The 19654-nt window shown below is 61.4% G+C and carries 21 protein-coding genes; 6 read left to right on the forward strand and 15 right to left on the reverse strand.

What is annotated here, in order from left to right; genetic code table 11:
• Positions 1–42: 42 nt before the first annotated feature.
• Entirely contained in the window at positions 43–813 is a 771-nt protein-coding gene (locus ACFC20_RS15175; protein WP_375193736.1) for a dioxygenase, read from the reverse strand.
• A gap of 25 nt (positions 814–838) precedes the next feature.
• Positions 839–1279: a DoxX family protein gene (locus ACFC20_RS15180; RefSeq protein WP_375193737.1), complete on the reverse strand. Its 441-nt coding sequence runs from the start codon at positions 1277–1279 to the stop codon at positions 839–841.
• 103 nt (positions 1280–1382) lie between these two features.
• Here ACFC20_RS15180 and ACFC20_RS15185 point away from each other — a divergent pair, with 103 nt between their 5' ends.
• Positions 1383–2273 carry a LysR family transcriptional regulator gene (locus ACFC20_RS15185; protein WP_375193738.1) on the forward strand — a complete coding sequence of 297 codons (891 nt, stop codon included), beginning with the start codon at positions 1383–1385 and terminating at the stop codon, positions 2271–2273.
• Positions 2274–2297: 24 nt separating this feature from the next.
• Here the strand turns inward: ACFC20_RS15185 and ACFC20_RS15190 are convergent, their stop codons facing one another.
• The 5 genes from ACFC20_RS15190 to ACFC20_RS15210 form a co-directional block, all read right to left on the reverse strand.
• A complete protein-coding gene (locus ACFC20_RS15190; RefSeq protein WP_375193739.1) occupies positions 2298–3125 on the reverse strand; it encodes an ABC transporter permease subunit in 828 nt (275 codons plus the stop codon).
• On the reverse strand, positions 3118–4047 hold the full coding sequence (locus ACFC20_RS15195; RefSeq protein WP_375193740.1) for an ABC transporter permease subunit: 930 nt from the start codon (positions 4045–4047) through the stop codon (positions 3118–3120). The genes ACFC20_RS15190 and ACFC20_RS15195 overlap by 8 nt, the downstream gene beginning before the upstream one ends.
• A gap of 4 nt (positions 4048–4051) precedes the next feature.
• Positions 4052–5170, reverse strand: a complete 1119-nt coding sequence (gene potA, locus ACFC20_RS15200) for a polyamine ABC transporter ATP-binding protein (RefSeq protein ID WP_375193741.1) — start codon at positions 5168–5170, stop codon at positions 4052–4054.
• Positions 5171–5173: 3 nt separating this feature from the next.
• Positions 5174–6280 carry a polyamine ABC transporter substrate-binding protein gene (locus tag ACFC20_RS15205; protein WP_375193742.1) on the reverse strand — a complete coding sequence of 369 codons (1107 nt, stop codon included), beginning with the start codon at positions 6278–6280 and terminating at the stop codon, positions 5174–5176.
• 270 nt (positions 6281–6550) lie between these two features.
• Positions 6551–6883, reverse strand: a complete 333-nt coding sequence (locus tag ACFC20_RS15210; RefSeq protein ID WP_375193743.1) for a hypothetical protein — start codon at positions 6881–6883, stop codon at positions 6551–6553.
• Between the two features lie 220 nt (positions 6884–7103).
• On the opposite strand from ACFC20_RS15210, the gene ACFC20_RS15215 reads away from it, so the two are divergent.
• Positions 7104–8468: a glutamine synthetase family protein gene (locus tag ACFC20_RS15215; RefSeq protein ID WP_375193744.1), complete on the forward strand. Its 1365-nt coding sequence runs from the start codon at positions 7104–7106 to the stop codon at positions 8466–8468.
• Positions 8469–8537: 69 nt separating this feature from the next.
• Here the strand turns inward: ACFC20_RS15215 and ACFC20_RS15220 are convergent, their stop codons facing one another.
• The gene (locus ACFC20_RS15220) at positions 8538–10055 is read right to left on the reverse strand and encodes an aldehyde dehydrogenase (protein ID WP_375193745.1); all 1518 of its coding nucleotides are present in this window, start codon (positions 10053–10055) and stop codon (positions 8538–8540) included.
• Positions 10056–10246: 191 nt separating this feature from the next.
• Between ACFC20_RS15220 and ACFC20_RS15225 the strand changes: the two genes are divergently transcribed.
• Entirely contained in the window at positions 10247–11527 is a 1281-nt protein-coding gene (locus tag ACFC20_RS15225; RefSeq protein ID WP_375193746.1) for an NAD(P)/FAD-dependent oxidoreductase, read from the forward strand.
• A gap of 4 nt (positions 11528–11531) precedes the next feature.
• Here ACFC20_RS15225 and ACFC20_RS15230 read toward each other — a convergent pair whose 3' ends face one another.
• Positions 11532–12035 carry a gamma-glutamylcyclotransferase family protein gene (locus ACFC20_RS15230; protein ID WP_375193747.1) on the reverse strand — a complete coding sequence of 168 codons (504 nt, stop codon included), beginning with the start codon at positions 12033–12035 and terminating at the stop codon, positions 11532–11534.
• 356 nt (positions 12036–12391) lie between these two features.
• Between ACFC20_RS15230 and ACFC20_RS15235 the strand changes: the two genes are divergently transcribed.
• The 3 genes from ACFC20_RS15235 (at position 12392) to ACFC20_RS15245 (ending at position 15450) form a co-directional block, all read left to right on the forward strand.
• A complete protein-coding gene (locus ACFC20_RS15235; protein ID WP_375193748.1) occupies positions 12392–13768 on the forward strand; it encodes a hypothetical protein in 1377 nt (458 codons plus the stop codon).
• Between the two features lie 99 nt (positions 13769–13867).
• Positions 13868–14104, forward strand: coding sequence for a hypothetical protein (locus ACFC20_RS15240; protein ID WP_375193749.1), 237 nt, complete (start codon positions 13868–13870; stop codon positions 14102–14104).
• Between the two features lie 2 nt (positions 14105–14106).
• Complete coding sequence (locus ACFC20_RS15245) at positions 14107–15450, forward strand: diguanylate cyclase domain-containing protein (RefSeq protein WP_375193766.1); 1344 nt, start codon at positions 14107–14109, stop codon at positions 15448–15450.
• 22 nt (positions 15451–15472) lie between these two features.
• Here ACFC20_RS15245 and ACFC20_RS15250 read toward each other — a convergent pair whose 3' ends face one another.
• From ACFC20_RS15250 to ACFC20_RS15275, 6 genes are all read right to left on the reverse strand, one after another.
• Positions 15473–15901 carry a hypothetical protein gene (locus ACFC20_RS15250; RefSeq protein WP_375193750.1) on the reverse strand — a complete coding sequence of 143 codons (429 nt, stop codon included), beginning with the start codon at positions 15899–15901 and terminating at the stop codon, positions 15473–15475.
• A 105-nt stretch (positions 15902–16006) separates the two neighbouring features.
• Positions 16007–16780, reverse strand: coding sequence for an anti-sigma factor domain-containing protein (locus tag ACFC20_RS15255; RefSeq protein ID WP_375193751.1), 774 nt, complete (start codon positions 16778–16780; stop codon positions 16007–16009).
• Entirely contained in the window at positions 16777–17385 is a 609-nt protein-coding gene (locus ACFC20_RS15260; protein ID WP_375193752.1) for a sigma-70 family RNA polymerase sigma factor, read from the reverse strand. The genes ACFC20_RS15255 and ACFC20_RS15260 overlap by 4 nt, the downstream gene beginning before the upstream one ends.
• 163 nt (positions 17386–17548) lie before the next feature.
• Entirely contained in the window at positions 17549–17902 is a 354-nt protein-coding gene (locus ACFC20_RS15265; RefSeq protein ID WP_375193753.1) for a DUF1428 domain-containing protein, read from the reverse strand.
• 14 nt (positions 17903–17916) lie between these two features.
• Complete coding sequence (locus ACFC20_RS15270; protein WP_375193754.1) at positions 17917–18276, reverse strand: YciI family protein; 360 nt, start codon at positions 18274–18276, stop codon at positions 17917–17919.
• 77 nt (positions 18277–18353) lie between these two features.
• Positions 18354–19586, reverse strand: coding sequence for an RNA polymerase sigma factor (locus ACFC20_RS15275; protein WP_375193755.1), 1233 nt, complete (start codon positions 19584–19586; stop codon positions 18354–18356).
• Positions 19587–19654: the final 68 nt, after the last annotated feature.

Genomic DNA, 19654 nt, shown 5'->3' on the forward strand with positions numbered 1-19654 from the left:
ATGCCGGGTGGTGTGGGAGGGGTGGAGCCTCATGGCTCCCCCCTATCCCGATTTGAATACGAACGCATCCATGGCCAGCACGCCGTGCTCAATGCCGCCCTCAATCAATGAACCTGAACAACGCTCGCCTGCGGCGCCCGCGGCCACCAGCAGGGGCAGGAAATGCTCGCTGGTTGGGTGCGCCCGTTGGGCATGGGGAGCTGTTTCCAGGGCTTTTATCAGCTCCTGGTGGGCACCTGCCTGAACGCGTGAGCGAATCCAGTCGGTAAACTCCTGGGCATAGCGCGAGGCGTTTTTGTCGCCCCAGCGCACCTCGTACAGATTGTGTGTCAGGCTCCCGGATCCCACAATCATAACGCCTTTCTGTTGAATGGGGCGCATTGATTCCCCCAGTCGCCAGGCGGATTCGGCATCAAGATCCATCGGCATTGAAACCTGAAACACCGGCACCGAGTGATCGGGGAACAGGTGCATCATGGGCACCCAGGCTCCGTGGTCCAGTCCGCGGTTTGCGTCTGCCTGGGCCGGCCATCCATCTGCCTTCAGCAGGGCCAGGGTGGTTTCCGCCAGCGCCGGATGTCCCGGTGCCGGGTAACTCAACTCGTAAAGCGCGGAAGGAAAGCCCCCGAAGTCGTGAATGGTCTCAGGTTTTGCCGAGGTGCCTACCCGGATGCCTTCCGTCATCCAGTGGGGCGACACCACCAGTACCGCTTCGGGTCTGGGCAGTTGCCTCCCCAGCCTGGTCAGAGCCGGGCCAGCGAGGCCCGGCTCCAGTGCAAAGGTGGGAGCGCCGTGGGATACGAACAGACTCATGGCAGACACCTCCGGTTGGCCGTGTTTATCGGGCTGCGATGGCCCGATCGATGGAAGCCCGGCCGGCACCGCTGAACACCAGCGACACAGATACCGCCAGCAAGGCCAGGCCAAACTCGTAACCATTGTTACTCATGAACAGGCCGTTGCCGATATGCACGCTGAAGATCGCGATGAGCATGGCAAAGGCCAGTACCGCGCTGGCAGGGCGAACCAGCAGGCCAACAATCAGTGCCAGGCCACCGAAGAATTCCGCACCACCGGCCAGCAGCGCCATCAGGTAACCCGGGCTCAGGCCGATGGAGTCCATCCACTGGCCGGTGCCTTCCAGTCCGTAGCCGCCAAACCAGCCAAACAGCTTCTGGGCGCCGTGGGCGGCGAAAATGATACCAACGGGAATGCGAAGGGCCAGGGCGCCCCAGCCGGCGTCGGTGGCGATCAGTTTGTTCAGGAATGCGTTGTTCATGGTCAATCTCCTTGGGTGTGTTTGAGCATGGAGATACTTTACAAATATCAAAAAACGGGATAAACGTGTCTTTAATAAATTAACTGTTACAGATAATGAGACAATGGATCGATTGCTGGAAATGCAGACGTTCTGCGCGGTGGTGGACGCCGGCAGCTTCGTGGCGGCCTCCGAGAGCCTGGGCATGTCGAAAGCGGCGGTTTCGCGGTATGTCAGCGAACTGGAGGGCCGGCTCGGAGTGCGGCTGTTGCAACGCACCACCCGTCGCCTGTCGCTGACGGGTGAGGGCGAGGTTTTCTATGTACGCTGTCGGGAGCTGTTGGCGGGTGTGGAGGAGGCCGAGGCGGAAATCACCGCCCGCAATGAGGTGGCCAAGGGTATGCTGCGTGTGAACGTGCCGGTGAGCTTTGGAATCAGCCACCTGGCGCCTCTATGGGGCGAGTTCCATGCCCGCTATCCGGAGGTGGAGTTATCGGTGGATCTGTCAGACCGGCTGGTGGACATCGTTGAGGAGGGTTTTGACCTGGCCATTCGTATTGCCACTCTGCAGAGCTCAACACTGGTCAGCCGCAAGCTGACCTCCACAAGGCTGATGGCCTGCGCGTCGCCGGCCTACCTGGCGGCCTGGGGAGCCCCGACCAACCCGGGGGATCTGGCCAGTCATCGCATCATTGGCTACAGCAATTTCACCACGGGTAACGATTGGCCCTTCGAGGGCCCTGAGGGAGCCACCAGCGTGCGGGTTCGCCCGTGGATGTACGCCAACAACGGCGAAACCTGCTGCGGCGCCGCCCTGGCGGGCCAGGGGATCGTGTTGCAGCCCGGATTTCTGGTGGCTAAACATCTGGCCGCCGGCGAACTGGTGGAGCTGATGCCCGGGTACCGGTCCACCGAGCTTGGGGTCTACGCGGTTTACCCCACCCGCAAGTTTGTCTCGCCTAAGGTGCGTGCCCTCGTGGATTTCCTGATCGCGGCCTTCCCAGCGTCGGTGTGAGCGGCGCCGGTCAGGCACAACCGGTCAGGCGTCCAGCTTCTCCAACCGTTTGTGTTCGGCCCGGCGCATCAGATACCAGGCAATGAACGCAATCAGCGAGACCGCCAGGATGATCAGCGTCGCCAGGGCGTTGATTTTCGGGGAAACGCCCATGCGCACGGAGGAGAACACCACCATTGGCAGTGTGGTGGCGCCAGGTCCGGACACGAAGCTGGCAATCACCAGGTCATCAAGGGACAGGGTGAAGGCCAGCAGCCACCCGGATACCAGCGCCGGGGCAATCACCGGCAGGGTGATCACGAAGAAGGTCTTGAGGGGCGTGCAGCCCAGGTCCATGGCCGCCTCTTCAATGGAGCGGTCCACTTCCTGCAATCGCGCCGAGACCACCACCGCCACGTAGGCACTGCAGAAGGTGGTATGGGCTATCCAGATGGTGGCCATGCCCCGGTCTGCCGGCCAGCCGATGGTTTGCGCCATCTGCACAAACAGCAGCAACAGCGACAGACCGGTGATCACTTCAGGCATCACCAGCGGCGCGGTAATCATGCTCGAGAGCAGAGTACGGCCACGCATCTTCTTGAACCGGGTGATCACGAACGCGCACAGAGTGCCCAGGCACACCGCCATGCTGGCGGCGTAAAAGGCAATCCGCAGGCTCATCCACACCGCCGACAGGATCTGCTGGTCCCGGAACAGCTCGCCGTACCAGTGGGTCGAGAAACCCGCCCACACCGATACCAGCCGGGACGCATTGAACGAATACACGATCAACACGAACATTGGCAGGTACAGGAACAGCAGGCCCAGTACCAGCATGGTCCTGGAGAAACCGGGCGTCCTGAGCTTAACCATTCTTTTCCATCTCCCTGGCCTGGAAGCGGTGGAACAGCACAATCGGCACCAGCAGCAACGCGAGCATCACAATCGCCAGCGCCGAGGCCACGGGCCAGTCGCGGTTGTTGAAGAACTCCTCCCACAACACCTTGCCGATCATCAGGGTGTCCGGCCCACCAAGAAGTTCCGGAATCACAAACTCACCCACCGCGGGAATGAACACCAGCATGGAGCCGGCCAGAATGCCGGCCTTCGAGAGCGGCAGGGTGATGGCCCAGAAGGTGGTCAGGCTGCGGCAGCCCAGATCCGACGCGGCCTCCAGAAGGCGCACATCCAGCTTCACCAGGTTGGTGTAGATGGGCAGCACCATGAACGGCAGGTAGGCGTAGACGATGCCCAGAATCACCGCAAAATTGGTGTTCAGCATTCGGAGCGGCTCACTGATCAGGCCCAGCCACATCAGAAAGCTGTTCAGCAGGCCCTGGTTACCGAGAATGCCCATCCACGCATACACGCGAATCAGGAACGACGTCCAGGACGGCAGCATTACCATCAGCAGCAGCACCAGTTGCCAGTGCCTCGGCGCCCGGGCCATGGCATAGGCCATGGGGTAGCCAATCAGCAGGCACACCACGGTCGCCAGGAAGGCAGTTTTCACCGAGCCCCAGTAGGCGGCGATGTACAGGCTGTCGGAGGCCAGGAACAGGTAGTTGCCAAAGTTCACCACCATGGTGAGTGAGTTCTCCACCCACCGGAACACCGGCTCGTAAGGCGGAATGGCCATCACCGCCGACGTCAGGCTGATCTTCAGCACCAGCGCGAAAGGTAGCAGGAAGAACAGCAGCAGCCAAAGGAACGGAATGCCGAACACGGCCCGGCGATGGAACAGCACGGCGCGCACGCGCTCGAATATCGGCGCGGGCAACAGGCGGCGCTTCATGGGTTCAGTTCCACAACAGGATCGGGCTGGAGGCTTCCCAGGACACGTAGACCCGGTCGCCCCAGGTGGGCCGCTCGCCACGGCGCTCCACGTTGGCCATGGTGGCCTGCACCCGCTTGCCGCTGGCCAGCTTCACGTAATAGGACGTGATGTCACCCAGGTAGGCAATGTTGTCGACAGTGCCGCAGCTCCAGTTGTGCTCGCTCTCGGGCTTGTCTGCCGTGAGATAGATCTTTTCCGGGCGCAGGGCAATGAGGGTCTCGGTGGTTTCTGCGGGCGTGGTGACACCCCGGTCGATAAACACCGGCGCGTCCAGCAGGGCGCTGGCCAGGGTAACGCTGTCGGCCTCATCCTCGCGGATGTTGGCCTCGAAGATGTTCACCGAGCCGATAAATTCCGCCGTCATCCGGCTGTTCGGGCTCTCGTAGATATCCACCGGTGACCCCACCTGGGCAATGCGCCCATGGGACATGATGGCAATCCGGCTGGCCATGGTCATGGCCTCTTCCTGGTCGTGGGTGACCATCAGGCAGGTGGCGCCCACATTCTCGAGGATGTCCACCAGCTCCAGCTGCATTTCGGTGCGCAGCTTTTTGTCCAGGGCCCCCATCGGCTCGTCCAGCAACAGCAGCTTCGGGCGTTTGGCCAGGGAACGGGCCAGGGCGACACGCTGCTGCTGTCCACCGGAGAGTTGCTGGGGTTTGCGCCGGGCGTAGGGCTCCATCTTCACGAGCTTGAGCATGGCCGCCACGCGCTCGCGGATTTCGTCCTTCGGAAGCTTGTCCTGTTTCAGGCCCATGGCAATGTTCTGCTCCACCGTCATGTGCGGGAACAGGGCATAGGACTGGAACATCATGTTGGTAGGGCGCAGGTACGGCGGCAGGCCAGTGATATCCTGGCCGTCCAGTACAATGCGACCGGCGTTCGGTGTTTCGAAGCCGGCCAGCATCCTCAGCAGCGTGGACTTGCCTGATCCGGAACCACCCAACAGGGCGAAGATCTCGCCCTTGTGAATGTCCAGGCTGACATCGTCCACGGCCAGCGTGCTGTCAAAGCTTTTGGATACACCCCGGATGCTGAGAAGCACCTCCGCTTGCGCGGAGGTGTTGTTGCCGTTTTCCACCGCTCAGCGACCAGACTTCACGCTGGTCCAGGTGCGGGTCATCAGGCGCTGGGCGTCCTGAGGCCGGCCTTCCATCACATACAGCTTCTTCAGCACTTCCTCGGTGGGATAAATGCTGGTGTCGCTGAGGATTTCCGGGTTCACAAACTCATCCGCCGGCTTGTTGGGGTTGGCATACCACACGTAGTTGGTAACGTCCGCGATGATTTCCGGACGCATCAGGAAGTTCATCAGCTTGTGGGCATTTTCCACGTTCGGGGCGCCGGCCGGGATGGTCATCATGTCGAACCACAGCACCGCACCCTCTTTCGGGATGGTGTAGCGGATGACATTGCCGTTGCCGGCTTCTTCGGCACGGGCAGCGGCCTGCAGGATGTCGCCGGAGTAGCCGGCGGCCACGCACAGGTCACCGTTGGCCAGGTCGCCAATGTAACGGGACGAATGGAAGTAGGTGATGTTCGGGCGCACGGCCTTGATCACTTCACCGCCTTTTTTAATGTCGTCGGCGTTGTTGCTGTTCGGGTCCAGGCCGATGTAGGCCATGGCCGCACGCACCATCTCTTCGCCGGAATCCAGCATGGCGATGCCACAGCCGCCAGCGGCCAGTTTGCCGGTCACTTGCGGATCAAACACCAGGGCCCAGGAGTCGGTCGGCGCGCTGTCACCGAGGATTTCCTGGATACGGCCTTCGTTGTAGCCGTAGCCGTTGGTACCCCAGAGGTAGGGCAGGGAGTACTTGCTACCCGGGTCCACCTTTTCCAGGTCGTCCATCAGGTCCGGGTTCAGGTTGCTCATGTTCGGCAGCTTGCTGTGGTCCAGCGCCACGAAGGCGTTGGCAGAAATCTGCTTGGCCACGTAGTGGTTGGAGGGCACCACAAGATCGTAACCGGAGCGGCCCGAGAGCAGGGCGGCTTCGAGGATCTCGTTACTGTCGTAAACGTCGTAGATCACCTTGATGCCGGTCTCTTCGGTGAACTTCGCCAGGGTATCCTCGGCGATGTAATCGGACCAGTTATAGACACGCACCTCTTCGGCCGCCATGGCAGAAGACGTACCCAGTGACACAGCAATAGCGGCGGCCAGCGCCGCGGGCTTACACAACTTCAACATCGGTGTTGTCCCTCAGTTAAAAGGGATGGATACAAAGCGTGCAGGACGCACGCGGTGTTGTGCAGGTCTGCTGAGGGTGGCCGGAGGTGGCAGGTGTTTGCTCGAAGCACCGGGTTGCCGCCTTTTGACTCCTTTAAGGCTTGTCCTGGAAACGGCGGTAGGGAACCAACCGTATTCGCGCGATATTTAGCATGAGATTTTGCTGCGCGCTACTGAAATTTTTCGCCGGGGATCAGGGGTTATCCCTATCGAAGCCTTTTCTGCTTCTGGTCATTGAGAATCGGGCAGGCACACCCGCTTGCTCTGGTCGGAGAGCGCCTGCCATTTCTGTGGATCGCTGGCGCGCACCCGCTTCAGATACTGCACCACGTCTGCGAAATGCTGTGGCTCCGCCTGTAAACGCCGGGCCGCGGTACGGTGCATGCCGGAGAGGTATTCGAGTGCCTGGTATTCATCTCCCTCCTTGTCCAGCGATTCACTGACCACCGCAAGGTGCGAGGCGCAGAAAATATGCAGATTGCGCTGGTCGTAATCGATGGTTTGCGCCAGGCCGGTCGGGCTGAAAGCCAGCAGGCACAGTGACAGGCAGAGGGACGATTTCATGGGTACTCCCGAGCACGACGGTGAATTGCGTTTTTCGAGCCGAGATTCAACCATACCGTTTATGGCCTCGCGTCTCCACGGCTTTCCGGCGCGGGCCCGGGGCGCATACGGTATATGCCTATCTTGCAAAACACCCGGAAAAACAGGATAAAGGAGCGATCGGTCCTCCTGTGCCGGCCCTTCGCCACAGGCCTGACGGAGTTTTTGTAAGGCGTTCCCTATGGATTCTGGTTTTGCTGGCGCTGAGGCCTTCCTGCAGGCGCATCCCGAGCTGCAGTTTATTGATCTTCTGATCCCGGACATCAACGGCATTGTCCGCGGCAAGCGGGTTGATCCTTCCACCCTTGCGAAGGTGTTCGAACGGGGCGTTGCCATGCCCGCCTCCATCTTTGCCCTGAATATTCAGGGCACAACGGTTGAGGAGACCGGCCTGGGGCTGGATATTGGCGAGGCCGACCGGGTTTGCCTGCCCATCGGGGGCACCCTCACCATGGAACCCTGGCAGAAGCGGCCGACCGCCCAAATGCTGCTGACCATGTACGAACTGGATCGGGAAACGCCGTTCTTCGCAGATCCGCGGGTGGTGTTGCAGAACATCGTCGAACGCTTCAACGAGCTTGGCCTCACGCCGGTGGCTGCCTTCGAGCTGGAATTCTATCTGATTGACCAGGAAAACCTCTCGGGCCGCCCTCAGCCGCCCAAGTCACCGATTTCCGGCAAACGCCCCGCAGGTACCCAGGCCTATTCCATTGATGATCTGGACGAATATGCCGAATTTCTGGCCGACGTTCTGGATGCGGCCCACGAGCAGGAGTTGCCGGCCGACGCCCTGGTGGCGGAATCCGCACCCGGGCAGTTCGAGGTTAACCTGCATTACGTCGAGGACGCCGTGCGCGCCTGCGACCATGCCACCCTGCTCAAGCGGCTGATCAAGAACATGGCTTACGACCATGAAATGGACACCACCTTCATGGCCAAGCCCTATCACAACCAGGCCGGCAGCGGCATGCACCTGCACGTGAGCCTTAAGGACAGCGAGGGCCGCAACGTGTTTGCCGGCGACGCCGAGCAGCCTAACGACATGCTGCGTTGGGCCGTGGGCGGCCTGGTGGCTACCATGAACGATGCCATGGCGCTGTTCTGCCCGAACATCAACTCCTACCGGCGCTTCAGCCCGGAGTATTACGTGCCCAGTGCCGCGACCTGGGGCGTGGACAACCGCACGGCGTCCTTGCGGCTGCCCGGCGGAGATCCCGATGCCCTGCGCATCGAGCACCGGGTGGCTGGCGCCGACGCCAACCCCTACCTGCTGATGGCGGCGGTGCTGGCCGGCATCCACTACGGCATTTCCAACCGGATTGAACCACCCCCTGCCACCGTGGGTAACGCCCATGAACAGCACGAGCCCACCCTGGTGAATAACCTCCGGGATGCGTTGCGGGAGCTGGGGCAATCGGCCGTGATGGCGGACTATTTTGGCAGTGCTTTCCTGGATGTGTTCGTCGCCTGCAAGGAGAACGAGCTCAAGGAATTCGAGATGACCATCTCGGACCTGGAATACCTCTGGTACCTGCACACGGTATGAGCGCGGCGGCCATACGGTAGCCTGATACAAAAACGGCGCCCAACGGGGCGCCGTTTTGCGTTCTGCGGATTATTCCAGAACCAGCCAGGTGGCCTTCAGTTCGGTGTACTTGTCGAAGGCATGCACCGACTTGTCCCGGCCGTTGCCGGACTGTTTGAAGCCACCGAACGGGGCAGTCATGTCGCCACCGTCGTAGTGGTTGATCCACACGCTACCGGCGCGCAGGGCTTTGGCCACCTTGTGGGCGGTATTGATGTTGGCGGTCCACACCGCCGCTGCCAGGCCATAGATGGAATCGTTGGCAATGGCGATGGCCTCGTCCATGGCGTCGAACCCGATCACCGACAGCACCGGGCCGAAGATTTCCTCAGAGGCAATCCGCATGCGGTTGTTCACCCCGTCAAACACCGTGGGCTGTACGAACAGGCCGCCGGTTTCCTCCATGATGCGCTGGCCGCCTTCCACCAGGGATGCACCCTCGGACCGGCCGATGCCGATGTAGTCGATAATGCGGTCAAGCTGGGCCTGGTCGACGATGGCGCCGCAGGTGGTTGCCGGGTCCAGCGGATGGCCAGGGCGCCAGTTTTTCAGGGCCTCGCAAATCAGCCCGACGAACTCGCCGCGAATGCTGTTTTCCACCAGCAACCGGCTGCCCGCCGTGCACACTTCGCCCTGGTTGAAAGCAATGGCGCTGGCAGCCTCGGCGGCGGCCTTCTTCAGGTCTGGGGCATCGGCAAAGACGATGTTGGGGCTCTTGCCGCCGGCCTCCAGCCACACCCGTTTCATGTTGGACTGGCCAGCATAGATCATCAGCTGCTTGGCCACGTTGGTGGAGCCGGTGAACACCAGACAATCCACGTCCATGTGCAGGGCCAGGGCCTTGCCCACCGTGTGGCCGTAGCCGGGCAGCACGGTGAACACCCCGGAGGGAATGCCCGCTTCCTCGGCCAGGGCGGCCAGGCGAATGGCGGTAAGTGGCGATTTCTCGGAGGGCTTGAGAATCACCGAGTTGCCGGTGGCCAGGGCCGGGGCAATCTTCCAGGACGCCATGATCATCGGGAAGTTCCAGGGCACGATGGCCGCCACCACGCCCACCGGCTCCCGGGAGATCATGCCAATCTGGTTGTGGGGCGTGGGTGCCAGCTCGCCGTACACCTTGTCGATGGCCTCGGCGGTCCAGCGGATAGCCCGGGCCGTGGCCGGCACATCCACCGATCGGGCATGAGAGATGGGCTTGCCCATATCCAGGGTTTCCAGCAGAGCCAGCTCATCGCCGTGGGCCTGTATCAGGTCAGCAAACCGCAGCAGTACCGCCTTCCGCTTGCCGGGGGGCAACTGGCTCCAGACACCGCTTTCGAAAGCCGACTTTGCTGCCTCAACGGCCAGGTCAGCATCGGCGTCATCGCAGCTGGCGATGGCGGCAAGCTCCCGTCCGTCAATCGGGCTCACCGAGGCAAAAGTCTCACCCCGGGCGGCCCATTGATAGGCACCGTTGATGTAGGCCCGGCCTTCGATGGTGAGCTTTCCGGCCAACGCCTGCCAGTCGGAAGTGGAGGAGGGCGTTGACGAACTGAGGGGTTGGTTCATGTGTGTCTCGCAGGCAAGGTGATGGCCCCATCATAGCAGTACTTTCAGCCACAATCGCCCGTACGGCAGGCGATGGGCTATAGGTAGAAGAACGTGTCTTCCCGAACGCGAGACCTGGAATAGACTCTGTTCTGCGAGCGCCCGCGCAGCGCCCTTGCTGCGTTCCCGCGAAACCAGAGGAAGCCCCCACGATGCAGTATCCCCCGGTCCCGTCCTATTACGCCGCCTCGGCCAATCCCGCGCCCGTACGCCCCGCGTTGCGCGGAACCTGTGAGGCGGATGTCTGCGTTGTCGGTGCCGGCTATACCGGGCTGTCCACGGCCCTGTTCCTGGCGGAAGCGGGATTCCGGGTGGTGGTGCTCGAGGCGGCAACGGTGGGTTGGGGCGCTTCTGGACGCAACGGCGGACAGATCGTCAACAGCTTCAGCCGCGATCTGGACCACATTGAACGCCAGACCACACCGGACCACCTGAACCTGCTGGCCAGCATGGCCTTCGAGGGCAGTCAGATCATCCGTCAGCGGGTGAAAAACTACCACATCCGCTGTGACCTGAAAGAGGGCGGTATCTTTGCTGCCCTCAATGCCCGGCAGCTGGACCATCTGGAGGGTCAGCGGGCGCTCTGGCAATGCTTCGGCTACCAGCAGCTCGAGTTGCTGGATCGGGATGGCATCCGGGAGAGGGTTGGCACCGACCGGTATGTGGGCGGCGCCATTGACCACACCGGTGGCCATATCCACCCGCTCAACCTGGCGCTGGGCGAGGCCGCGGCCATTGAATCCCGCGGCGGCGTGATTCACGAACACTCACCGGTGGTAAAAATTGTGCCGGGCAAGATCGCCACGGTGCAAACCGAACAGGGCGAGGTGAAGTCCCAATACGTGGTGCTCGCGGGCAACGCCTACCTGGGCGGCCTGGTGCCGGCGCTTGGCGCCAAATCCATGCCTTGTGGCTCGCAGATCATCGCCACCGAGCCACTGAACGAAGCGCTGGCTGCAAAGCTTTTGCCGTTCGACAACTGCGTTGAGGATTGCAACTACCTGCTGGATTACTTCCGGCTGTCCGCGGACAAGAGGCTGATCTATGGCGGCGGCGTGGTGTACGGCGCCCGCGATCCGGCCAACATCGAGCGGCTGATTCGCCCCAAGATGCTGAAAACTTTCCCGGAACTGGGCCGGGTGGGCATTGATTACGCCTGGACCGGCAATTTCCTGCTCACGCTCTCGCGCCTGCCACAAATGGGCCGTTTGCAGGACAACGTGTTCTACTCCCAGGGCTGCTCCGGCCATGGCGTTACCTTCACCCACGTGGCCGGAAAGGCACTGGCGCTTGCGGTGCAGGGCCAGGCGGAGCGGTTTGATGCCTTCGCCAGTTTACCCCATTACCCTTTCCCGGGTGGCCGGGCCTTCCGGGTGCCGTTCACGGCGCTTGGTGCCTGGTACTACGCCTTAAGGGACCGGCTCGGCGTTTAAAAAATCAGTGTGCGTGCGGGCTGCCGTAAATGGACAGCTCGCGGGCATGGCGCTCGGGTTTCGGGTCGTCAATGGATGGCTCGGCTTCAATCCGGGCAATGTAGTCTGGAGGTAAACCGTTCTCTCTTGCCCCCATAAGCACGTGATCCTTGTACCAGTGAAAGGGCTTCAGTGTTCTGTCGATGCGGGTGGCGTAGTACATCCAGGCCTCGATTTTCCCCTCCGACGTGTTCAGTGCCACCGGTTTCTCATCGTAGCCAAACCCTAGCGCCTCGTGCCGATCCAGCTCGGGCTTTTCGGCATCGTCTATCTCGTAAACGACACCGATCACCCGATCGCTTGGATTGCCGGTTTCCTGTGCATCGCACTTGGCTGAGCCGTCGCCCGCCACTTTATGGAATCGAAGCCGGTGCCCGGGTAGTTCCGCCACCGCCACGAAGCGGGCAGAGGGCACCCGGGCCTGGAGTCTGCGGGCTGACATGTTTGATCCGTAACTGAAACAGAGCATGGCCAGGTGTTGAATCTCCGTCGGAGCGGAGCCGTCGGTGAAAAACTGTGAAATGGCTCGCGCTTGAGCAACGTTTAAATTTGTAATCAGGCCCCGCGCCAGTCGGGCGCCGTGCCCGGATCCATAACCAGCTTAGTTCACGGAAGCTCGAAAAAACAACGCTTTAAGTCTCTGTTTATGGTGGCCAGGCTGTTACCTTCCATCACAACGTGTATCTCTCCGTAAACGACAAATTCCTGACGGATTTTGCGGAAAAATCCGGAACCAGAGCGCATATAACCAAAAACCGCCGCTGTAAGATTTGCCCATCGTAGTCAAAATATTGGTGCAAAAACATGTCATATCGCGGCGAAAAAATGTCTAAGCAGGGAGTGCTGAAGTTGTCCATGGCGCTGCTGCTGTCAGGCTGCGGCTTTGACTTATCCGAGAAGGAAACCAGCGCCAACAGCGCATCGGCCGATCCCGGTGTCCAGATTGCCGGTTCGGCGGTAAAGGGAGTGATTCAGCGGGGCCTGGTGGTGGCCAATCGTCTGATTGCCGACAAGGACGGTTACTATGCCCCCCAGCGCCAGGCAGCCAAGCCTGTGTTGACCGCAGACGATGGAAGCTACACCTGGCAACTGCGTGGCAAGGCCGATGGCTGGGCTCTGGTGGAGCTTACCGCGGATAACAACACGCGGATGATCTGCGACGTCGTGCCCGGCTGTGATCAGCCCGGCGGCGAGACGGTTGCCTTCGGTCAGGGTATGCCGGTGGACAGCAGCTTTGCCCTTCGCGGCGCCGGGGACCTGAAACTGGAAACCGTTAACCTCACTCCGCTGACCCACCTGGCAGTGACCCTGGCAGAGCGTGGCACGGATGGTCTCTCCCCGGGAGCCATCTCCGGGGCCTACACCACGGTGGAGAACTGGTTTGGTTTGCCCGCCGGCGCCCTGCGGCTGACGCCGCCGGATCTGACCCGTCTGGACGAGATGACCAGCGTTTCCGCCGACGCCATCCAGGTGGCCATTGCCAACGCCGCCTTCCTGGCCCTGGTCAACGACAACAGTCAGTGGAATTCCATCTCCGACGTGCTTGCGGATGCCACCAGCCAGATCCGCGCCACCGGTCAGATCAGCGTTATGGGTGACGGTACCAACGTGGCGCTGGCCGACCTGATCAGCGCCGCCGCCCTGCAGTCGTCTGAACTCCAGGCTGTGGTGAGCTCCAGCGTGATCAGCCAGAAGCTGGTGGTAGTTGAATACCGGAACGTAACCCGGTTCAAAACCATCGACGAGGTGGATGGTGGTGAAACCAGCGTTGCCGATTCCGGCAGTAGCACCGACAGCTCCACCGAAACCGCGACCGGCGGCACGTCCGGCAGTACCACGGAAACAGGCAGCACCACAGAAACCGGCACGGAGTCTGGCACCGGATCCACCACAGGATCAGGTACCGGGGAAACCGCCACCACAGAACCTGCGATTCCGGCCAATGCCGCGCTGCTGAGCTGGACCGCGCCCCTGACCCGGGAAAATGGCGAAAGCCTCAGCATGGGCGAGATTGCGGGTTACGAAGTGGTCTACGGCACCAGCGCCGAAAACCTGGACCAGAGCCTGGCCATTGGCGATGCCTCGGTTGATGAACTGCTGGTGGACGAGCTGGCCGAGGGCACCTGGTACTTCGCCATCCGCACCCTCGACACCGATGGCAACCGCAGCCGGTTGTCCGAGGTTGTCTACAAGCAGATCTGAACCCTCTGAAAAAGACAGCCGCGCTGCCCCGGGCGTGGCTGTCGGCCTGCAACTATCCTGCTACTATGTCAGTGTCCGTTGTCTGATATTGAGTTCATAGTGGCCACTTCCGATGATCGTTCTGCGCTCCTTGAGACCATTCCCGATGTCCGGGACGGACTGACCCGCACCGAGCGCGTGATTCTCTACGTATTGCGTGAGACCCAGCGGGAGCTGGGTGGCCGCAACGTGCCCACGGCCATGCTCTATGGCCGCGTGCTGGAATACGCCGATATGAGTGAAAGGGAGCTTCATCTCTATCTGGACCGGCTCGGCGTGAAGGGGGACGGCAGTTGAAGGTGGATGTAAGCGCGTTTTACCCGAAGCTCGTAAACCTGTTGCTCGATACTGTCTTTGCAGTGGATGAGCATGGCGAGATCGTCTTTGTCAGCGAAGCCTGCGAACAACTGCTGGGCTATACGCCTGAGGAAATGATTGGCACCCGGGTACTCAGTTACCTGCACCCGGATGATTTCGAGCGCACCCTCGCAGCCGCTGAACGGGTGATGTCCGGTCAGCCCCACATTGATTTCGAGAACCGCTACCTGCACAAGGCCGGCCATGTGGTTCACATTCTGTGGTCCGCGCGCTGGTACGAGGAAGACCGCCTGCGGGTCGCCGTTGCGAGGGATGTTACAGCGCTCAGGCGTTCCAACAAAACCCGGGATGCGCTGTACCGCATCTCCGAGGCGGCCCACGAGGCACCGACCATCCGCGCCCTGTGCGACGGCGTGCGGGGACTGATTGGCGAGCTGTTTCCCGAGTCCGCCTTCTTCCTGATTCTCCAGGACCCGGATACCGGCGCGCTCAGGTCGCCCGACTGGCACACCGCCGCCGACTGGACCGAACAGGCGCTAACACCGGGTACTGGCTTGTCCGATGTCACCCTGGCCAAACGTCCACTGCTGGCAACGGTAGACCCCACCACGCCGGGCGTTGGTATTGCCGACACGGATGGCGCCAGTTGGCTCGGAGTGCCCATGACAGTGGGGGACCGACTGCTGGGGGCCCTGGTGATTGAAACCCGGGAGCCTCGCTCGGGTTACGACCGGGGCGATCAGGATTTGCTGCAATTCGTCGCCACCCAGGTGGCAACGGTGGTGGATCGCAAACGGGCAGAGGAGCGACTCCGATTCCTGGCCCACCACGATGGATTGACTGGTTTGACCAACCGGGCACTGTTCTACGATCGCCTGGAAACCGCGCTGCGCTCCGCCAATCGCCATGAAAACCGCATTGCGCTTCTGTTTCTGGATCTCGACGGCTTCAAGGAGATCAACGACACCCGCGGACACGAGGCGGGGGATCGCATCCTCGTTGAGGTGGCGCGTCGTCTTGAAGACGGCACCCGGGATACGGACACGGTGGCCCGAATGGGCGGGGACGAATTTACTGTACTGCTCACCAACATTGGTGACCGAAACGACGTCGAGACGGCTGTCAGCAAACTTCGAGAACTTCTGACCCTGCCTGTGGATCTGGGCGGGGAGTCCATTCGCATCGCCTGCAGCATTGGCGTGGCGATGTATCCGGAGGATGGGACAACAGCGGGGGAGTTGCTCGGTCGCGCCGACACCAACATGTACGCCGGCAAAAGGCCTGACCGCAAGGGCCAGGCCCCGGCGCACGCGAACGGCCGTTAACAGCCGTTCAGCGTTGGCTGGCTCACTTTGCTGTGATGGTCGTCATCACCAGCTTGCCATCCTTGCGGATAGGGCCGTCCTCCTTGGCACCCAGGGTGTACTCGAAAATCCCGGTTTTCATGCCGCCGGCCTCGCTGTGCACCATCAGCATCAGCATATCGCCGGGCATAACGTCTTCGGTAAGGATGGCTGCCACGTCCATGTTCTGGCCTGCGCGAAGCGGCGCATGGGCAACCACGGGACCGGGCTTCATGGCTTCATCGGTTCTGTGAACAACCAGCCAGCCGTTATCTTCGGCCACCACTTTGCGGGCCGAGACCACGCCATTGGCGACCGACTGATCATTACTCCATACGCCGGCCTTGTGCTCACCAGCAACGGCTGCGCCGGCGGTCAGACTACCAGCGACCAGAGCGGCCAGAAGGGTAGACAGTTTCACGTGCTTGTTCATGGAATTCTCCTTATCTGTCAGTGTTTCCCATTCCCGTTTTCGGAAGCAGGATACTGGCAGCTACGGAGCAGGAGGCGCAGGGTTTCAGCCACCTGATAAAAATTTTCAGGGTGTGGCGTTACCCGCCCCCGTGCCGGCCGGGTACAGGTAACCATGAATGGCCGGGCCCGTGGGCTGGCCGGTGGGAGAGCCTCCGGGCGGCTCCAGGCTGATGCCGAAAGTGGCGCGCTTGAGCAGCGCCGGGTCGTAGTCCTTCAGGGCGTCGTCGCTCAGTGTGAAGCCATTGCCCAGAACGCCCACGGACCGGGGGTTGGGGCCCAGTTCGTCGTCTTTGATCCAGAGCTGATAGGACTTGTCTTCTCTGGGCTCGGCAGTGATTGGCCGGATATCAAGCCGACGGTTCTGAAGATCCACAGACAGCAGGAAAGCCGGTTGCTCATCGTTGTGCTGGAACACCGCGACAAACGACTGCTGGGAGGGCGTCGGGGCTGGCTGGAACACCAGCACGGCCACCAGGACCAGCGCCGCCGCCGAGGCAAGGGCGGTACTCAGGCGCCAGTTGCGAAGCTGCCTGCGCAGGGTGACCACATTGCTCTCGCCAGGGCTTTGGACAGTGGTCTTGGCGGAGTTCGCGGCCGCGGGCTGATCCGCCCCAAGCTGATCCAGCGCTTTCTCGATCCTGGGGAACAGCTCGGGCGATGGCTGCACCTCCGGCGTTTCCTCGGCCAGGCTACCCAGGCGTTCCTGCCACTGCAGGATCAGGTTGTCGAGCTCGGTGTCGGTTTGACGACGCTTCTCAAGGTCGTCCCGCTCGTTCGCTGGCAGCGTGCCCAGAACGAACTCGGCAACCAGCATGTCCAGGTCGTCTCGTTCAGTCATGGTTCCAGGCACCTTTTGATCTGTTTCAGGGCACGGTGCAGCCAGGTTTTCACCGTATTCACCGGCTGGTCAAAGTGGCTTGCCAATTCCTCGCGGGACCAGCCGTTCAGGTAGGCCAGGCGCACCATATCCTGGCGGTCTTTTTCCAGCTCGTCGATGCACCGGTTCAGGTGATTCACCGCCTGCCGGCCCTCCAGGTGCTCCTGGGCAGTGGCCTGTTTTCCCGCCAGGTCGTCCAGCTCATCGCTGGTGGTGGTGCGCCCGGTTGGGTGTTTGCGCAGTTCATCAATGGCCTTGTTACGAGCCACCGACACCAACCAGGTAATGGGTGAGGAACGGCCGGCATCGAACTGCTCGGCTTTCTGCCAGATATTCAGATAACTTTCCTGCACAACATCGTCCGCCCAACCCCGGTCTCTGAGGATACGCAACACGGTACCCAGAAGTTTCGGTGCGGTCTGCCGGTATAGCTGTTCGAAGGCCTGACGGTCCTGGCGGGCGACCCGGGCAATCAGTGAGGCCACCTGTTCGGGCGTCGCCAGAGCTGCTGCCGGCTGCTGGCCCTCAGGTGAGGTGTTGAAAGGCGGATTAGGGTCAGACTTCATGGGGCCCCGGGCGTTGGTGTCTGATCAGAAGAGTACTGGTTGGCTGTCTTCTGCTCAACACCCAATTCAGGCTGCCTTGCGTCTGGCAGAAACGCCGGGGCAGGGTGACGTCCGTGCCATCAGACTAGATGGCAGTAATCGCACCGTCTGTTTCCGCCGGTTCTCACTCGTCGATAATGACTGAAAAGCCTCCGTATATCAGTCGCTTGCCGTCAAACGGCATGGGGTTAACGTCCGGGTGCAGGCGGGGGTCCTCCATGATCCGTGGCATAGCCTGGTCTCGCACTTCCTTGGACGGCCAGAACAGCCATGCAAACACCACGGTTTCATCGGGCTTGCACTTTACCGCCATGGGGAACGAAGTTACCTCCCCCTCAGGAACATCATCGCCCCAGCACTCCACCATCTGCAGGACGCCGTGTTCCTTGAAAACGACAGCAGCATCGCTGGCGTGCTTGATGTATTTCTCCTTGTTTGCGGTTGGCACAGCGGCAACAAATCCGTCGACATAGCTCATGGTTAATCTCCGTTTCAGTCTTTCGGCGGCAGCTCCCGCGCTGGCCGCACTTCAATACTGCCGAAGCGGGCCGGCGGGATACGGCTGGCCAGTTGCACCGCTTCGTTCAGGTCATGGGCGTCCAGCAGGTAGAAGCCGGCCAGTTGTTCCTTGGTTTCAGCAAACGGGCCATCAGACACTAATACCTCATCTTCGCGGACCCTCACTGTCGTTGCTGTCTCCACCGGTTGCAGGGGCTGGCCGGTAATGAACTTGCCCTGATCGATCAGGCGCTCCACGCCGGCCACGCATTCCTGATTGAGGTCGTGCCATTCCTGCTCGGTCATGGCGTTGATAATGCTCTCCTGGTAATACACCAGGGCAACGTATTTCATGGGTGATCCTCCGTTTCTTGGTGGTGTTCTGAGAGGTAGTCGTATGGCTGGCGCGGAAATCGACAGGGGGTAAGAAATCAGGGTGATTTTTCGAGCTCTGCCAGTCTGCGCTCAAGAAACCGACGCTCTGGCCCCTGGGACACGAGCGCAAGAGCCCGCTGGTACGACTGCCGGGCGTCTTCGGTATGGCCGCTACGGCGTTGCAGGTCGGCGCGAGCCGCGTGAAACAGGTGATAGCCGGCCATCGCCCGCTGGCCCATCAACGCCTCCAGCATTTCCAGGCCGACAGCGGGTGAGTCCCGCATGGCAACAGCCACGGCCCGGTTCAGCGCAATCACCGGCGAAGGTTGCTGCTGGTAGAGCGCGTTGTACAGGCGGACAATGCGGGCCCAGTCGGTTTCTCCTGGAGTATCGGCGTCTGCGTGGACAGCGGCAATCGACGCCTGCAGGGTGTACGGTCCGGTCGGTGTGCGGGCCAGAGCGGCTTCGAGCCAACGAAACCCGGAATCGATGCTGGCACGATCCCACAGGGAACGGTCCTGATCTTCCAGGGTAATCAGGTTGCCCCCGGCATCCTGGCGGGCCTTATCCCGGGACCTCTGCAGCAGCATCAGGGCGAGAAGGCCAAACACTTCCCCATCCGGCAGGAGTCGGGCCAGTACTTCGGCCAGGCGAATGGCCTCGGAGGAAAGCTGAACATCAACAACCTGATCGCCGTCGCTGCGGGAATAACCCTCGTTGAATACCAGGTAGATTACCCGTAGAACGCCGGGCAGGCGTTCGGGCAGTTCCTTAGCCTCAGGCACCTCATAGGGAATGCCTGCGTCCCGGATCTTGCGCTTGGCCCGGACAATCCGTTGGGCCAGGGTGGCGGGTTTCTGCAGCAGGCCGCTGGCCACCTGCTCGGTGGTCAGCCCGCACATTTCGCGCAGGGTAAGAGCAATTCTGGCGTCCAGTGAGAGGGCCGGGTGGCAGCAGGTGAACAGCAACCGGAGCTGGTCATCGTTGATGGTTTCTTCATCGGTCTTGGGATCGTCGGTCTCGGGTTCGGCTACGAGGTGGGAATAGCTGCGCGCGGTCTGCGCTTTGCGAATCTGGTCGATTCCCCGGCGTTGGCTGGTGCGTATGAGCCAGGCGGCAGGATTATCAGGAATGCCGTCAACTGGCCATTGTCGAACGGCGGCGGCAAAGGCCTCCTGCATGCACTCTTCCGCCAATGAGAAATCACCAAGCAGGCGGATCAGGGTGGAGAGCACCCGGCGTGACTGTTGCTGGTAGATTTGCCCAATCCATTGGTCATCGGTAATCATCGTGGTATCCCGTTTTCGCGGCCCGAAAGGTGAACGGCCGCCCGGCGTTTCTCGTACCCGATAGTCTT

This window comes from Marinobacter sp., assembly GCF_041984545.1.
Taxonomy (GTDB): domain Bacteria; phylum Pseudomonadota; class Gammaproteobacteria; order Pseudomonadales; family Oleiphilaceae; genus Marinobacter.

What these genes read in the sequence shown, in the direction of transcription:
- ACFC20_RS15175 (WP_375193736.1), bottom strand. Translation starts at nt 813, where the DNA reads ATGAGTCTGTTCGTATCCCACGGCGCTCCCACCTTTGCACTGGAGCCG.
- ACFC20_RS15180 (WP_375193737.1), bottom strand. Translation starts at nt 1,279, where the DNA reads ATGAACAACGCATTCCTGAACAAACTGATCGCCACCGACGCCGGCTGG.
- ACFC20_RS15185 (WP_375193738.1), top strand. Translation starts at nt 1,383, where the DNA reads ATGGATCGATTGCTGGAAATGCAGACGTTCTGCGCGGTGGTGGACGCC.
- ACFC20_RS15190 (WP_375193739.1), bottom strand. Translation starts at nt 3,125, where the DNA reads ATGGTTAAGCTCAGGACGCCCGGTTTCTCCAGGACCATGCTGGTACTG.
- ACFC20_RS15195 (WP_375193740.1), bottom strand. Translation starts at nt 4,047, where the DNA reads ATGAAGCGCCGCCTGTTGCCCGCGCCGATATTCGAGCGCGTGCGCGCC.
- ACFC20_RS15205 (WP_375193742.1), bottom strand. Translation starts at nt 6,280, where the DNA reads ATGTTGAAGTTGTGTAAGCCCGCGGCGCTGGCCGCCGCTATTGCTGTG.
- ACFC20_RS15210 (WP_375193743.1), bottom strand. Translation starts at nt 6,883, where the DNA reads ATGAAATCGTCCCTCTGCCTGTCACTGTGCCTGCTGGCTTTCAGCCCG.
- ACFC20_RS15215 (WP_375193744.1), top strand. Translation starts at nt 7,104, where the DNA reads ATGGATTCTGGTTTTGCTGGCGCTGAGGCCTTCCTGCAGGCGCATCCC.
- ACFC20_RS15220 (WP_375193745.1), bottom strand. Translation starts at nt 10,055, where the DNA reads ATGAACCAACCCCTCAGTTCGTCAACGCCCTCCTCCACTTCCGACTGG.
- ACFC20_RS15225 (WP_375193746.1), top strand. Translation starts at nt 10,247, where the DNA reads ATGCAGTATCCCCCGGTCCCGTCCTATTACGCCGCCTCGGCCAATCCC.
- ACFC20_RS15230 (WP_375193747.1), bottom strand. Translation starts at nt 12,035, where the DNA reads ATGCTCTGTTTCAGTTACGGATCAAACATGTCAGCCCGCAGACTCCAG.
- ACFC20_RS15235 (WP_375193748.1), top strand. Translation starts at nt 12,392, where the DNA reads ATGTCTAAGCAGGGAGTGCTGAAGTTGTCCATGGCGCTGCTGCTGTCA.
- ACFC20_RS15250 (WP_375193750.1), bottom strand. Translation starts at nt 15,901, where the DNA reads ATGAACAAGCACGTGAAACTGTCTACCCTTCTGGCCGCTCTGGTCGCT.
- ACFC20_RS15255 (WP_375193751.1), bottom strand. Translation starts at nt 16,780, where the DNA reads ATGACTGAACGAGACGACCTGGACATGCTGGTTGCCGAGTTCGTTCTG.
- ACFC20_RS15260 (WP_375193752.1), bottom strand. Translation starts at nt 17,385, where the DNA reads ATGAAGTCTGACCCTAATCCGCCTTTCAACACCTCACCTGAGGGCCAG.
- ACFC20_RS15265 (WP_375193753.1), bottom strand. Translation starts at nt 17,902, where the DNA reads ATGAGCTATGTCGACGGATTTGTTGCCGCTGTGCCAACCGCAAACAAG.
- ACFC20_RS15270 (WP_375193754.1), bottom strand. Translation starts at nt 18,276, where the DNA reads ATGAAATACGTTGCCCTGGTGTATTACCAGGAGAGCATTATCAACGCC.
- ACFC20_RS15275 (WP_375193755.1), bottom strand. Translation starts at nt 19,586, where the DNA reads ATGATTACCGATGACCAATGGATTGGGCAAATCTACCAGCAACAGTCA.